The 14,470-nt window shown below is 69.1% G+C and carries 10 protein-coding genes; 1 reads left to right on the top strand and 9 read right to left on the bottom strand.

Annotated elements, in window-relative coordinates:
* Positions 1 to 41: 41 nt before the first annotated feature.
* Complete coding sequence (locus tag BLV57_RS15375) at positions 42 to 1,817, bottom strand: S9 family peptidase (protein WP_091289422.1); 1,776 nt, start codon at positions 1,815 to 1,817, stop codon at positions 42 to 44.
* The gene (locus tag BLV57_RS15370; protein ID WP_245757333.1) at positions 1,814 to 3,154 is read right to left on the bottom strand and encodes a M20/M25/M40 family metallo-hydrolase; all 1,341 of its coding nucleotides are present in this window, start codon (positions 3,152 to 3,154) and stop codon (positions 1,814 to 1,816) included. The genes BLV57_RS15375 and BLV57_RS15370 overlap by 4 nt, the downstream gene beginning before the upstream one ends.
* Positions 3,155 to 3,239: 85 nt before the next feature.
* Here BLV57_RS15370 and BLV57_RS15365 point away from each other — a divergent pair, with 85 nt between their 5' ends.
* Positions 3,240 to 3,758, top strand: coding sequence for an ArsR/SmtB family transcription factor (locus BLV57_RS15365; RefSeq protein WP_091289420.1), 519 nt, complete (start codon positions 3,240 to 3,242; stop codon positions 3,756 to 3,758).
* Between the two features lie 55 nt (positions 3,759 to 3,813).
* Here the strand turns inward: BLV57_RS15365 and BLV57_RS15360 are convergent, their stop codons facing one another.
* The 7 genes from BLV57_RS15360 to BLV57_RS15330 all read right to left on the bottom strand — a co-directional run bounded on the left by BLV57_RS15360 (position 3,814) and on the right by BLV57_RS15330 (position 14,196).
* Complete coding sequence (locus BLV57_RS15360) at positions 3,814 to 5,046, bottom strand: MFS transporter (RefSeq protein WP_091289419.1); 1,233 nt, start codon at positions 5,044 to 5,046, stop codon at positions 3,814 to 3,816.
* Positions 5,043 to 6,254 carry a cytochrome P450 gene (locus BLV57_RS15355; RefSeq protein ID WP_091289418.1) on the bottom strand — a complete coding sequence of 404 codons (1,212 nt, stop codon included), beginning with the start codon at positions 6,252 to 6,254 and terminating at the stop codon, positions 5,043 to 5,045. Before BLV57_RS15355 ends, BLV57_RS15360 begins: the two co-directional genes overlap by 4 nt.
* Positions 6,251 to 7,906 carry a non-ribosomal peptide synthetase gene (locus BLV57_RS15350; RefSeq protein ID WP_091290380.1) on the bottom strand — a complete coding sequence of 552 codons (1,656 nt, stop codon included), beginning with the start codon at positions 7,904 to 7,906 and terminating at the stop codon, positions 6,251 to 6,253. Before BLV57_RS15350 ends, BLV57_RS15355 begins: the two co-directional genes overlap by 4 nt.
* Positions 7,906 to 9,144, bottom strand: a complete 1,239-nt coding sequence (locus BLV57_RS15345; protein WP_091289417.1) for an ATP-grasp domain-containing protein — start codon at positions 9,142 to 9,144, stop codon at positions 7,906 to 7,908. The genes BLV57_RS15350 and BLV57_RS15345 overlap by 1 nt, the downstream gene beginning before the upstream one ends.
* Positions 9,138 to 11,381 (bottom strand): alpha/beta fold hydrolase, encoded by a 2,244-nt coding sequence (locus tag BLV57_RS15340; protein WP_091289416.1) that lies wholly within the window; start codon positions 11,379 to 11,381, stop codon positions 9,138 to 9,140. Before BLV57_RS15340 ends, BLV57_RS15345 begins: the two co-directional genes overlap by 7 nt.
* 470 nt (positions 11,382 to 11,851) lie before the next feature.
* The gene (locus BLV57_RS15335) at positions 11,852 to 12,874 is read right to left on the bottom strand and encodes an IS3 family transposase (protein WP_281244415.1); all 1,023 of its coding nucleotides are present in this window, start codon (positions 12,872 to 12,874) and stop codon (positions 11,852 to 11,854) included.
* A gap of 59 nt (positions 12,875 to 12,933) precedes the next feature.
* A complete protein-coding gene (locus BLV57_RS15330) occupies positions 12,934 to 14,196 on the bottom strand; it encodes an HNH endonuclease signature motif containing protein (protein ID WP_091289415.1) in 1,263 nt (420 codons plus the stop codon).
* Positions 14,197 to 14,470 lie beyond the last annotated feature (274 nt).

The raw sequence follows: 14,470 nt of genomic DNA, 5'->3' as shown, positions 1-14,470 counted from the left end.
GAAAGCACCCGGGATAAAGCCCGCTTTATCCCGGGCCTTCGTCACAGGTGGGTGCTGAACCAGTCGAGCATGTCCGCGTCGGCGTCCGCCCAGCTTTCGCGGTCGGTCGGCGAGTGGCCGCCCGAGACGCGGATCAGCTTGACGGTCCGGCCGAGGTCGCGCAGCCGGTCGTGCAGCTGCTCGGTGCCTTCGATGCTCACGCGGGTGTCGTCGACGCCGTGGACCAGCAGCAACGGCGCGCGGATGTTGGCTGCGTGGTTCAACGGGCTGCGTGCGGCGAGGCGGGCGGCGTCGGCCGGGTCGTCGGGGTCGCCGATCCAGCCCGCGGCGCGGCGGCGCCAGGTCGGCGGCATGCTCTGGACGTCCAGCACCAGATCCGACGGGCCGCACACGGCGACACCCGCGCGCCACAGGTGCGGCAGCCTGCTCACGCAGCTGAGCGCGGCGAAACCGCCGTACGAGGCGCCGTAGACGCCGAGACGGGAGCCGTCGACCCAATCGAGACCGCGCAGGAACGCCGCCGCGGCGCCGAAATCGGCGAGGTCGCCGCCGCCCCAGTCGCGGTAGATCAGGCGCTGGTAGGCGAGACCACGGCCGTTGGAACCGCGCATGTTCGGCGCCAGCACGGCGATCCCGCGCCGCAGCAGTTCCTGGATCATCGGGTCGTACACCGGCAGCGCGCGGGCTTCGGGGCCGCCGTGGATGTGCAGCACCGCGGGCACCGGGCCGGTCTGGCGGAGCGGGCGGTAGAGGAGGCCGGACACCTCCAGGCCGTCGGAACTGGTGAACCACACGGTTTCCGGCGAGACCGCGCCCGGTGGCAGGCGGTCGCCGCAGTTGGTGAGGCGTCTGGTTTCGGCCGTCGACGGGTCGACCAGCCAGAGTTCGGCTGGCCGGTCCGCGTTGCCGACCTGGAGCAGGAGCCGGTCACCCGCGAAGCGCGGGACGTAGCCGTCGAAGCCGAACTCCTCGGCGCAGATGCCGGGTGAGAGGCCGTCGAGATCGGTCACCTCGTGGGTTTCCGGGTCCAGCATGCGCAGGATGGTGCGCTGGTCCTCGGTGATCGCCCAGACGATCTTCGGGCCGGCGGTGATCGACTCGACGTCGGCGTCGGGCGTATCGAGCCACTGCACCGGTTTGCCCGGCACCAGCAGCGCGGCGCCGAGGAAACTGCGGCCTTCGGTGGTGCAGAGGTAGATCCCGTCCTCGGTCCAGCCGCCCGGCAGGTACTTCGCCGGTCCGTCGTGCGGGGTGAGATGGCGGATCTCCCCGGACGTCAGGTCGCAGGCGAACAGGTCCTGCTCGGTGTTCTGGTGCAGCTTGATGACGAGCAGCTGCCGCGAGTCCGGCGAGAAGCAGACCGGGAGGTAGCGGTCGTCGGCCTCCAGCACCAGCCGGGATTCGCCGGTTGCGAGGTCACGCACATAGACGTCAAAACAGCTCGAGTCGCGTGCGTTGCTGGAGAAGGCGAGCAGGGTGCCGTCCGGGCTGTACGGCTCGCTCGCGCTGCCGTACGGCACGCCGATCTCGTGGCGGACGTTCGGCGCGTCCGCGAGCCAGTCGACGGCGCCGGTGTCCGGGTCGATCTCGGCGAGGCGGTAGTGCTCGGTGCCGGTCAGGTCGGTCTGGACGAGCAGCCTGCTGCCGTCCGGCCGCCAGGCGAGCCGCAGCACCGCGCCGTCGATCGGGAGGAGCCGGTAGTCGCCCGCCCAGGTCCGGACCCAGGGCTGAGGCCTGCCGGAAGCGTCGCTGACGTAGGCGAAACCGTCTTCGCGCGGCCAGGCGCCGGTGAGCGTGTCGAAGTCGTGGAGGTTCATCTGCGCTCCCCGAGCGCCAGCTGGATCGCGGCCGCGGCGACGATGCCGCGGCGGAACCAGCCGAGATCCAGGTTCTCGTCGGGCGCGTGGTTGGACTCGTCGACGTTGGCGAACGGGATGCCGTAGCAGGGCACGCCGAGTTCGTCGGTCAGCACCGCGATCGGCAGGCTGCCGCCGAGCGCGGGCACGAGCAACGGCTTCTCGCTGAGACCGCGCTCGGTGGCTTCGAGAATCGTTGCGGTGTAAGGGGTTTCGGGCAGTGTGCGGGACGGGCTCATCGAGCCGCCCGTGATGAACTCGATGTCCGGCGCGTGCCGTTCGACGTGCTTGCGGATCGCTTCGGTCACCTGCGCGGGCGTCTGGCCGCCGACGAGCCGGGTCTCGCAGCGGGCGATCGCCACATCGGGGATCACCGTGCGGTGGTCGCCGGAATCGGCGCAGCTGAGCGAGTTGATGGTCAGCGTCGGCGCGGTGAGGCGTTCGTAGAAGCCGAGTTCGGCGGGTGGTTCCATGTGCTGGGTGCCGATGCCCGCGAGCGCGCCAGGGATGTCGAGCGGGAGATCCGCGAGCGCCGCCCACTCGCCCTCGGTGAGCGGGGCGACGGAGTCGGCGAAACCAGGGATGAGCACGGTCCCGTCGGCCGAGCGCATGCTGGCCAGCAGCTGGATCAACGCCCACGCCGGGTTCGGCGCGACACCACCCCAGTTGCCCGAGTGCAGTGGCCGGTTCGCGCCGTACGCGCGGAGTTCGAAGGTCAGGATCCCGCGCACGCCGAGCACCACGCAGGCGCGGCCGGAGTCATGCACCGGGCCGTCGCTCCAGATCGCGAGGTCGGGCACATCGAGCTGGCTGACGGCCTTGGCGAGGTTCGGGCTGCCGATCTCCTCCTCGCCGTCGAGCAGGACCGTGACCCGGCAAGGGAAACCGCCGGTCAGCTCCTTGAGCGCCCGGAGCCCGAGCAGCTGCGCGAGGTGCTGGCCCTTGTTGTCGCCGGTGCCGCGGCCGAACATCCTGCCATCGCGGATCGACGGCTCGAACGCCGGCGTCGTCCACTTCTCCTCGGGACCGGCGGGCTGGACGTCGTAGTGGCCGTAGATGAGCACGTGCGGCGCGCCTGGCGGGCCCTCGGCGGTGCCGACCAGCGCGGGCAGGCCGCCGGTTTCGACCTGGCGTGCCTCGAGCCCGGCGGTGCGCAGCAGGGCGAGGCCGTGTTCGGCGGCGTCGGCCATGCCGAGCCCGGTCCGGCTCACGCTCGGCTGCGCGATCCACGCGGCCAGTTCGCTGACCAGGTCTTCGTCATGCTCTTCGACCCAGGCACGGACTTGCTCGACGGTCACCAGGGCCTCCACGAGTGATTGCATGAAATGAAATCGATAGCAGCAAATCAAATTCGTGGGATGATCGCAAGGTAGTGTTCGGCACGTGGAGGCCATCGCGACGACCGAAGAACTCAAGGCTCTCGGCCACCCGATCCGCTGGCGGATCCTGCGCCTGTGCCTGGACCGGGCGCTGACCAACCAGGAGCTCTCCGCGCGGCTGGAGCTGGCGCCCGCGACCACGCTCCGGCATGTCCGCGCGCTGGTCAAGACGGGTTTCCTGGCCGCGGAAGAGGTGCGCACCGGCGAGCGCGGAGCGCTGGAGCGGCCTTATCGGGCGACTCAGCGCACCTGGGGACTCAGCATTTTGGACGCCGACGAGCCGGGGCTGTCCCAGCAGGTCGACCTGGCCATGCTGGGCGCGCACCGCGCCGAGGTGGTCGCGGCGGGCCCGGACGCCGGACGGGGCGTCAGCCGCGGCGTGCTGCGGCTGCGCCCCGAGCGGGTCGACGAGCTCAATCGCCGCATCCGCGAGGTGATCGCGGAGTTCGCCGACGACGACGCCGACGACGGCGAGCCCTTGAGCTACCTCTGGTCAGTGGCTGCCCGGCCGAAGGACTCGTGAGGCCCGGGATAAAGCGGGCTTTATCCCGGGGAAAGCACCCGGGATAAAGCGGGCTTTATCCCGTTCGATCCATCTCGCGCCACTGCGGGAGCAGGCCGGGGACGACCGTGGCGACCAGGTACAGGCCGCCCGCGGTGACGAGGGCGGGCACCAGGCCGAAGGTGGCGATGGCGACGCCCGCGATGCCGCCGCCGAGTGGCATTCCGGCCCAGGACAACGACTCCGCGAGTGAGCCGACGCGGCCGAGCAGGTCGCGGGGGATGCGCTCGACGAAGATGGCGTTGAGGATCGGGTTGATGAAGCCCGAGCCGAACCCGCCGAGCACGCCGACGCCGATCACCACCCAAATCGGCGCGCCCAGTGCCATCACGACGAACCGCGGCACCCCGGCGAGCACGAACCCGGCGAGGTAGACGAGCCTGCGGGGCAGGCGTTCGCCGAAGACCGCCGCGAGTGCCGCGGCGACGGCCGCCGTCACCGCGAACGCCGAGCCGATGAGCCCGAGCTCGGCCGGGCCGTAGCCGCTGTCGTGGATCCACACCGGCAGCAGCACCGCGCTGTACGCCGTGTCGATCAGGTTGGTGATGCTCAGCATCGCGACCATGGCCCGCATCAACGGTTCCCTGGACAGGAACCGCCAGCCCGCCAGCAGCTGCTTGAGGTACGGCCCATCGTCCTCTGTGGACTCGGCGAGCGAGCGGCGCGGCGCCCAGATGGCGATGCCCGCGGCGCAGATCAGGAACGAGGCCGCGTCCAGTATCAGCGCGTTGGGCGCGCCGATCGCGCCGATGACCACACCGGCCAGCGCCGGGGTGACGATCATCGCGATGCGGTCGGTCGTGCTGATCAGGCCGGTGACCCGTTCCAGCGACAGCCCGGTGGCGTCCGCGATATCCGGCGCGAGCGTGCTCTTCGACGTGTCGCCGGGGCCGCGTGCGACGCCCGCGATGGCGACCAACCCCAGCAGCACGGGGAAACTGAGCAGGCCGAGGCCGTGCAGCAGCGGGATCAGCAGCACCGCGCCCGCGCTGGCGATGTCGGCCAGGATGCTGACCTTGCGCGCGCCGACGCGGTCGATGATCGGCCCGCCCAGCGCCTTGGCCAGCACCATCGGCGTCAGCTCGAACGCGACCACGAGCCCGGTCTTCGCCGCCGACCCGGTGGTGGTCAGCACCAGCCAGGGGACCGCGATCGCGCTGAGCCGGGTGCCCGCGACCGAGATCGCGTTGGCGACGAGCATCGCGACCAGGGTGTGCCGCCGGGCCGGTGCCCGCTCGATGACGCTCATGACTTGATCCGGACGGGCATGGTGCTGATGCCGGCGACGAAGTTCGACCGGGTGTGGCCGACCGGGCCGTCGAGCTCGATGTGCTCGACGGTTTCCAGGAACTCGGTGAACAGTGCTCGCAGCGCCATCCGGGCGAGGTGCGCGCCGAGGCAGTAGTGCGGGCCGAAGCCGAACGTGATGTGCCGGTTGGGCGTGCGCCGGATGTCGAAGCGGAACGGATCCTCGAACGCCTCGGGATCCCGGTTCGCCGAACCGACCCAGACCGCGACCGGCTCACCGGCCTTGACCAGGCCGCCGCTCAGCTCGATGTCGTCGACGGCGTGCCGCAGGAAGCTGTTCGCCGGTGACGTCCAGCGCAGACCCTCCTCGACCAGCGAATTCACCAGCGAGGGGTCCCGGCGGGCGGCTTCGAGCTGGTCCGGGTGATCCAGCAGCGCCAGCACGGTCCCGGTGAACGCGTGCGGGGTCGTCGCGTTGGCGCCGAGGAGCAGGCTGTAGCAGTTGTAGACGATCTCGGCTTCGATCAGCGGCGCACCGTCGGCGTCCATTGTGGACAGGATGTCGAGCAGCGAGTCGTCGCCGAGCGGCCGTTCCTTGGCCTGGGTGGCGAAGTAGGAGAACAGCTCGTGGTGCGCGATGGCCAGCGTCGCGCCGCGGCTGCCGATGCGGAAGGCCGGATCGTCGGGCGCCGCGGCCATCGAGGTCCACTGCACCAGGTCGGTCCAGTCGGCCTCGGGCAGGCCCATCAGCGCGCCGGTGAACGTCATCGGGAACTCGAACGCGCTCTTCGCGAGGTCGCCGTCCGTGGTCTCGAGCACCCGCCTGGCCGCCGCGCGGACGCGGTCGGCCGACGCGGCGAGCGCACGCGGGGTCATCGCCTTCTGCAGTGGCCGCCGCAGCGCGGTGTGCCGGGGCGCGTCCGTGGAGACGAGCATCTGCCCGGCGGCGGCGTCGCCGTGGCCGAGTTGTTCGAGCAGGCTGCCGCGCTCGGAGGTGAACGCCTTCGAGTCGCCGAGCACCTTGCAGGCGTCGGCGTAGCGGGTGACCGAGGCGAACGAGCGGCCGTCCTTGAGCGTCTGGCGATGCAGCGGGGCAGTCTCCCGCATGACCGTCCAGATCGGGTGCGGATCGCCGTCGGAGTACAGCATCGGGTCGAACAGGTCCACTGTAGACAAGTCGACATCTCGCCTGTCGGTGGTGATCCTCATGCCGCCGCCTCCTCTTGGGTGACGGCCTCGGCCATGCCCGCCGGCGTCGGGTTGAGGTAGAAGGCGCGCGGCGAGACCTCGACGCCGAACTCGCGGTGCAGGTCGGCGATGATCCGGACGCCGAGCAGCGAATGCCCGCCCAGCTCGAAGAAGTCGTCGTCGGCGCCGATCCCGGTGATGCCGAGGTGGTCCGACCACAGCTCGACCACCGTCTTCTCCGCGGGCGTGGACGGCTCGCGGTAGTCGCACATCAGCTCGGGCCGCCCGGTGCCGATCTTGGCTTCGAGCGCCTGGGTGTCGACCTTGCCGTTGACGGTCAGCGGCAGCGCGTCGACCACGGTCACCAGCGACGGGACCGCGTACGACGGCAGTGTCTCGCCGAGGCGGCGCCGCAAGTCCAAAAGGGACAGTTCACCGGCGAGCACGACCGCGGCCTGGATGCTCTTGCCGCCGGGCGCGTCCTTGATCAGCAGGCAGTGCTGGGCCACTTCCGGTATCGCGGCGATCGCCGCCTCGACCTCGCCAAGTTCGATGCGGAAGCCGCGGATCTTGACCTGCCGGTCCGCGCGGCCGACGAACTCGATCGCGGGCCCGGTCTTGACGAGGTCGCCGGTGCGGTACATCCGCGCGCCGCCCGGCGCGGGCAGGAACTTCTCCGCGGTCAGCGCGGGACGGCCGAGATAGCCGTGCGCGAGGCCGTCGCCGGAGGTGAACAGCTCGCCGGTGTCCGACGGCCGGAGGTCCTCGTCGAGCACGGTCACCGTGGTGCCGGTGATCGCTTGGCCGATGGGGATCGGGCCGTCGGCCGCGGTGATCCGGTGGCAGCAGGTGAAAGTCGTGTTCTCAGTCGGGCCGTACCCGTTGACTAGCACCGTTTCCGGCAAGGCTTCGAGCGCCTTGCCGACGTGGGGCGCGGACAGCACGTCGCCGCCCGCGAGCAGGTAGCGCAGGCCCTTGAGGTCGTCCAGGCCGAAGTCGACGACCTGGTGGAACAGCCCGGCGGTCAGCCAGAGCACGGTGACCCCGGCCTCGCGGATGTGCGTGGTCAGCGAGCTGAGCGAAAGGTCGCCGGCGGGCGGGATGACGAGTTGCGCGCCGTTGAGCAGCGCGCCCCAGATCTCCAGTGTCGACGCGTCGAACGCGATCGGCGCGAGCTGGAGGAACACGTCGTCCGGGGTGATGTCGACGAAATCCGGGTCGATGACCAGGCGTGTGACGCCGCGGTGCGGGACCATCACGCCCTTGGGCTTGCCGGTCGAGCCGGAGGTGTAGGCGACGTACGCGAGGTCTTCGGCGTCGACGGCCACCGTGGTCTCGCCGGGCGGGAGGTCGCCGACCTCGGTGATGACCACGTCGGCGCCTGCGTCGCTCAGCATGAACTTGACGCGCTCGTCGGGATAGCGCGTGTCCAGCGCGAGGTAGGCGGCGCCCGCTTGGAGGATGCCCAGCAGCGCGACGATCGTGTCCGCCGACCGTCGCATGTGGACACCGACGATGTCGCCGCGTCGCACGCCGCGGCTGGCCAGCGATGCCGCCATCCGGCTCGCCCGCTCGGCCAGCTCGGCGTAGGTCAGCGTGCTCTCGCCGTCGCGAATGGCCGTGCGGCTGGGGAATTCCGCCGCCCGTGCGCGGAAGTGATCCACAATAGACATCAGGTCCTCCACGTGCTCGGCGGCGCCTGCAAGGCCGTCTCGCCGTCGTCGAAACGGAATTCGTAGGTCAGGTGCGCGATCGCCTCGTCCAGCGCGGCGAACATCGCCACGTGATCCTCGGTGTCCCCGCACAGCAGATGCATCTGCGTGGTCATCACACCGCCGTCGAGCCGTTGCCCGGCGCGGATCAGCGGCCGGTAGCCGGTGATGCCCTTGACGCGGCGCGCGGCCTTGACGCCATGCGTCGCGACCAGCTCGCACGGGTCGGTCGGCCCGGCGCCCCAGTACTGGAAGTGCACGCGGATCGGGTCGACCGGCTCGGACCAGGCGTGCTCGCCGAGTGCCAGCAGCCCGCCGATCCGCACCAGGTCGAGGCCCGCCGCGCGGCGGCTGAGCTCGTTGATGTACCCGCCGAGCCTGCCGTTGACCTCGATGATCCTCGGCCCGTCCGCGGTCAGTTTGACCTCGGTGTGCGCGACGCCGAAGTCGACGCCGAGCGCGTTCAGCGCCCTGGTCACCAGTTCGCACACCCCGGCCGTCTCGTCCGACGGAAGGTCGGCGGGCCAGATGTGGCCGAGTTCGCGGAACGGCGGCATCTGCGGGAACTTGCCGGTGACGGCGACATGCGTGATGGCGTCGGGGGAGCAGAGGCTTTCGACCGAGACGTAGTCGCCGTACGGCAGGCTCGGGCGGCCCTGGATGAACTCCTCGAGCACCATGCCGCCGGGCAGTGTCTTGGCCAGGCGCTGCGCGGTTTCGGTGTCCGGCACGTGGTAGGTGTCGCGGCTTCCCCCGCCGTACAAGGGTTTCACGATCGCGGGGAAGCCGATCGCCTTGGTCGCTTCCGGCCAGTCGGACGGCTTGTCGATCACGTGCTGGCGTACCGAATCGACCCCGGCCTCGGACAGTCGGCGGCGTTGGGCGAGCTTGTCGGTCAGCATGTGCGTGGTCTCAAGGCGGTGACCAGGCAGGCCGAGCGCAGTCGTCAGCCTGGACGTGTCACGCAGCATCGACTCGCTGTACGTCATGATCCCGTCGGGGGACAGGGCTTTGACGCGGTCGATGTCCTCGTCGCCGCCGGTCAGCGGGACCACGGTGCCGAGCTCTTCGAGCACCGGCTTGACCCATTCGGTGTAGTCGGACGCGGGCAGCAGGAACGCGAGCGGGGTGTCGGCGGCCAGCGCCGTGGCGACCTCCGCGCCGGACGCCGCGCCGCGCTCGTACGCGATGGCTAACACGGCGACACCACCGACCTGAGTGCCGACTCCAGCGCGAGCAGGTAGGCGTCGACCAGCTTGCCGTCGATGAACTCGGGGTCGTAGGCGATGACGATGCCGGTGCCGAGATCGGGCGAGTCGATCATCACGTCTACGCCGAGCGCGAAGCTGGCCTTGTCGTAGGCCCACCAGGAGTCGGCCTCGAGCTTGATCCCGTCGAGGTCGCGGTAGGAGTGGAAGTGGGTGAAGTTGAACGACACGTCGAACGCGGGCCGGCCGAGCGCCTGCTCGATCTCCGACACCGGGAAACGCCGGTGCGCCAACAGGTTCTGCTCGGCCGTCCACGCCTGGTGCGCCCGGTCGGCCCAGGTGCCCGCGGTCGTGCGCAGCCGCAGCGGCACGGTGTTGAGGAACAGGCCGACGAGGTGGTCCGACCCGGGCAGCTCCGGCCTGCCGTTGACGACCAGCCCGGTCACGACGTCGTGGTGACGGCCGGTCGCCTGCGCGAGCGCGAAGCCGTGCACCGCGAGGAAAAGGCTCTTGAGCGGCACGCCGATCTCCTCGGCCGCCGTACGCAGCCGGTCGAGCTTGATCAGCGGCAGGCGCCGGGTTTGCGTCGGGTCCGGCGCCGCGTCGATCGGCCGGTCGGGGAGCAGCAGCGGCGGGACGTCGGCCTCGGCCTTCCAGAAGCCGGCGGCTTCCTGGGACTCGATGGCCTGGCGTTCGAGCGCGACGAACTTGCGGTAGCCGTCGGCGGGCACGGGCGGGAGTTCGGCTTTTTCGTGGGTGAGTTCGGCGTCGTAGAAGGTGAGCAGCTCGACCAGCAGCCGCGCGAAGCTCCAGCCGTCGATAATCGCGTGATGGATCGCGAAGGTCAGCCGGAACGAGTCGGGCAGCGCGACCACATGGCAGCGGAACGCGGGCGCCGAGTCCCAGTCGATACCGGTGGCCAAATGCTTGTCCCGCCAGGCTTTTACCAGCTCGTCGGCCGACTTCTCGTCACCGATCTGCACCTCGACGGGCGGCTCGGCGTCCTGCCAGATCAGGTGGGTCGCGGTGGAGAACGTGGCCAGGTCGAACGAGCTGCGTAGCGCCGGATGCCGTTTCATGAGCGCGCCGACAGCCGACCGGAACTTCGCGGCATCGAAGGGCGCCTTCACCCGCATGCCGATGAGATCGTTGTAGAGGCTCGGATCGCCCGCCAGCTCACAGAGGTAGATGAGGCCGACCTGCAGCGACGACGCCGGGTACGCGTCGGCGATATTCTGGGGCAGCAGCGCGCGGTCGGCCTCGGTGAGCCCGTCGAACTCCGGCTGTTCCTCCTCGGGTTCGGCCTTGGCCAGCAACGGCACCAGTTCACCGATGGTCGCGGCGGTCAGCAGGTCCCGCAGACCGAGCTTGACACCCCGCTCCTTGGCATCGGCGATCACACCGAGCGCGATCACGGAGTCGCCGCCCGCGGCGTAGAAGTCGTCCTCGAGCGTGATGTCCTGGTCTTCCAGCCGGGTGCGCAGAATGTCGAGCAGAATGTCTTCGGGTGCAGTCAAGGCGCTACTCACCTTCTCGGCGACGAATCGGGGATGTTCCAGCGCGGCGAAATGCCCACCGCGCAGCACGTGCAGCTCGCAGCGCGCGCTGGTGCGCAGGCGCCAAGCGGCCAGCCCATCCAGCGGCACCTCGGGATCGGAGTCACCGCCGACGGCGAGAATCGGGACCGCGAGCCGGTCATAGGTCGGCCGGTAGTTCCGCACCAGACGCATGTCGTTGCGCATCACGTCCAGCACGATCTCCCGCATCTCGGGGTGCTGCAGGATTTCCGGCGCGGTCCCGCCGAGCTTGACGATCTCATCGACCAGCTCATCATCGGTCTCTTCGAGATGCGCGACCCGGTTATGCCGGAAGTCACCGAAGTAGCTCGACACGATGAGAAGCTCGGGCCCCGGTTTGTGGTTTCGCTCGAGCCACGCGGTCAGCTCGGCGGCGAGCAGCGCGCCCATGCTGTGCCCCATGAGCGCGAAAGGCTTGTCCAGCAAGGGTTCCAAGTTCTTCGCGATGAGTTCCACGAGCGTCGGCACATCGTCGACGAGCTTCTTGCCCGCGAGGTGCTCGCGGCCGGGCAGTTGCACGGGCTGCAGGTCGACCTCGGGTTTGAGATCCTTCGCGAGGTTCCGGTACGCCGACGCCCCGCCCCCCGCGTGCGGCAGGCAGAACACCGGCGGCCGGTCACCCCGCCCCCGCCAGAACGGCAGCAGTTCCATACGCCCTCCAACCTTCGATACCGCCACGATTCCCGGCTCGCCTGGGAGCGGCAATCGGCCCCACGACGGTTTCCGGGCCCGCCTCCTCCCCGGGTAGGAGACGCTTGCGGTTTGGGCTGGGCCTAGGCCGGCCTGGGCGGGCGCCTTGTCGGCTCGCCGGACCCTCGGCTGGCGCTTGTACGCGGGTCGGGCTGCCTCGGCTGTGGTCGCGCGATGGTGGGGGCTGGCGGCCGTGATCTGGCCGGCCTCGGCTAAAGGGCGGGCTGTGCGGGGTTTTCGGCCGCTGGGTGGCCGAAATGCCTGCACATCGGCCGGGTGGGTCGCTTCCGGTCCTTGCTGTGCACGCCTTAGGGCATCGCGCTGGGCGCGGGTGGCGGTGATCCTTGCTTGCTGGCCAGCGGGGCTGTGTCTGGCTTTGCTGGTGGGTCAGGGACTGCCCCAAGTTTGATTGACACTGGGGGTGTGGTGTTTCAGGCCGCTGTGGCAGCGGTGCAGATGGTCTCAAACTCGACCAGGGTGAGCTTGCCCAGGCCCCGTTGCCGTCGTTTGCGGTGGTATTTCGTTTCGATCCAGGTGACGATCGCCAGGCGCAGGTCTTCCCTGGTTTTCCAGCGGCGGGTGTCGAGAACATTCTTAGCAGCAACGAGAAGAACGATTCCATGGCGGCGTTGTCGCCGCATGCGCCGACGGCCCATGGACCCGGTGAACCGGTTGTTGCGCAGCAGACGCCGGTAGGACTGGGACCGGAATTGGCTGCCTCGGTCCGAGTGCACGATCACCGCGGCCGGGGCGCGTAGCGTGATCGCGTTACGGAGTGCGGCGACCGCGAGTGAGGACGTCATGCGCGAGCCGATCGAATAGCCGACGATCTTGTTGGAGTAGCAGTCCTTGATCGCGCACAGATACAGCTTGCCCTGGTCGGCGGGGTGTTCGGTGATGTCGGTCAGCCACTTCACGTTCGGCGCGGCAGCGGTGAAGTCCCGGCGCACCAGATCGTCATGCACCGGCGGGCCCGCCTGGCGAGTACGTCCTTTCTTCTTGGCATGCAGAGAAAAGATCTGCTGCATCGAACAGAGCCGCCAGACCCGGTTCTCCGAGGCGATGAACCCGCGCTGGGCGAGTTCGTCGGCGATGAATCGATACCCGTCGCCTGGGTCGTCGGCGTGGATGTCGAGCGCGGCGTTGATCAGGTGGGCGTCGTCCCAGTCCCGCCGCCCCTGCGCCAGATACGCGGCCGCCTTCCGCAGAACTTCGTTCTCCTGCTCCAGCAGCCGGTTGCGTTTGCGCAGTTCCCGCAGCTCAGCGGACTCATCCGACGTCACACCAGGCCGCTTACCGTCCTCGACATCGGCGTCACGCATCCAGTTCGCCAGACACGTATCGGAGATCCCGAAGCCCTTCGCGACCTGCTTCAACGGGACCTGACGCTGCCGGGCGACCGCCACGACGTCGTCGCGGAACTCACGAGGGTAGGGCGTAGGCACGACTGACATCCTTCCAAGCAAGACCGAAGCCTCACAGATCAGGTGTCAACCAAACCCTGGGCAGTCCCTCAGGTTCGGGTGGTGTGCATGGTGTTGCGGCGGGGTGCCCGTGCAGGGTCGATGAACGCCGGTGGGATGAATTCGGGATATCCGTCGCTGGCGATACGTACTTCCCAGTCGCTGTTGTGAATCAGCCGATGATGCCGACCACAGAGCAGCACGAGATTATCGATCCGGGTTTCCCCGTGATGAGCCCAAAAGACGATGTGGTGGGCGGTGCATTGCTGTGGCGGCGCATCGCATCCTGGGAACGCGCAGCCGCCATCGCGGATCGCGAGCGCTCGGCGTTGCGCTGGGGTGGCGAGGCGTTGAGCGCGGCCGACATCGAGCGGTTCGCCGTGGGAGCCGAGGGTGACGGGGATGACTTTGCAGTCGCAGGCGAGCAGGCGTGCTTCGGTGGCGCTGATATCCCCGACCAAATCCAAGCAGGCGCGCCCGATTCCGGTCTTGAGTTCGTCGAGGCCGAGGGTGACGACGACATGGACACTGTCTCCGGCTTGGGTGGGGATGTCGGGGTTGCCCATGCCGATGCGAACAAAGGTGGCGAATGCGTCGCCGAGGCGTTCCCATTGGGAGCGTGTGTCACGGCCTTCTTCTTCGGTGGTGGGGCGGGGTTTGGCGAGTGGGTCGAGGGTTGCTTTGAGTCGGGCGATGGTGTCGGCGTCGGTTTTGATTTTTATGCCGTGGGTGCCGTCGCGGTGGGTGACGAACCCGAGTTCATGACGCGGCTCGGCCGGATCCGGGTCTTTCGGCTCCCGTCCGTCCGGGTCGAGCCGGTCTCGCAGGTTCTTGGCGGCGTGGCTGATCTGGCGTGGTCCGGCAGTGCGGGCGAGGTTGACCAGGATCTCTTCCCCGGTCTCGCGATCCTCCGCAGACACTGTGGCTGGTAGTGCGCCCAGGGCGGCGATGATCGGATCCAACTGCGCCGCGCCGAGATCACCCGCGAGTGCTGCCGCGGCGGCATGCGGGGCCAGCGCGGGGATCCGGGTGCCGCCGTCCTGGCGGGAGTTGAGCGCTCGGGCGCGGTCGACGCGGGCTTTGGCTTCGGAGTGCTTGATCTGGACCCAGTCGACCAGCATCCCCGGCAAGGTTGCGTAGCCGGTTACTTCTTTTACTTCGCGGGATTCGATTTCGGCGAGGATTTGTCCTTGCTCGGCCTCCAGTCGTCGTTTTTCTCGTTCGCGGGCGACGTAGGCGAGCAGCAGCGTGTCTTTGTCGCAGCGCCACCACTCGGGTGGTGCTGCGGCGTCGGGGTATTCGGTGCTGATCATGCATCCCACACTACGCGCGTTCAGAGTCATATGCCACTAGACACGCCGGGCTGGCCGACCCAACACCCAGGCGGGCAGCAAGTACCGGCCGGTGTTTCTGGTGAGCCACAACGAAAACTGACCACCGTGCCCCGGTCCGTATGGATATTTCCGCGGCAACCCCAAACACCACCCGACCCCACGAGCGGAATGTTCATACGGGACCGCCCTAGATCTGACCCAAACAGACCCAAAAACCCGGGTAAGCCGTTGAGCGGAAGTCCCGCCTCGCACG

Source organism: Amycolatopsis xylanica (assembly GCF_900107045.1).
Classification (GTDB): domain Bacteria; phylum Actinomycetota; class Actinomycetes; order Mycobacteriales; family Pseudonocardiaceae; genus Amycolatopsis; species Amycolatopsis xylanica.
This window is presented reverse-complemented; position numbering and strand designations above follow the sequence as displayed.

Bases quoted from the DNA above. Each gene is read 5' to 3' on its own strand.
- BLV57_RS15375 (WP_091289422.1), bottom strand. From the start codon at position 1,817: ATGAACCTCCACGACTTCGACACGCTCACCGGCGCCTGGCCGCGCGAA.
- BLV57_RS15360 (WP_091289419.1), bottom strand. From the start codon at position 5,046: ATGAGCGTCATCGAGCGGGCACCGGCCCGGCGGCACACCCTGGTCGCG.
- BLV57_RS15355 (WP_091289418.1), bottom strand. From the start codon at position 6,254: ATGAGGATCACCACCGACAGGCGAGATGTCGACTTGTCTACAGTGGAC.
- BLV57_RS15350 (WP_091290380.1), bottom strand. From the start codon at position 7,906: ATGTCTATTGTGGATCACTTCCGCGCACGGGCGGCGGAATTCCCCAGC.
- BLV57_RS15340 (WP_091289416.1), bottom strand. From the start codon at position 11,381: ATGGAACTGCTGCCGTTCTGGCGGGGGCGGGGTGACCGGCCGCCGGTG.
- BLV57_RS15335 (WP_281244415.1), bottom strand. From the start codon at position 12,874: ATGTCAGTCGTGCCTACGCCCTACCCTCGTGAGTTCCGCGACGACGTC.
- BLV57_RS15330 (WP_091289415.1), bottom strand. From the start codon at position 14,196: ATGATCAGCACCGAATACCCCGACGCCGCAGCACCACCCGAGTGGTGG.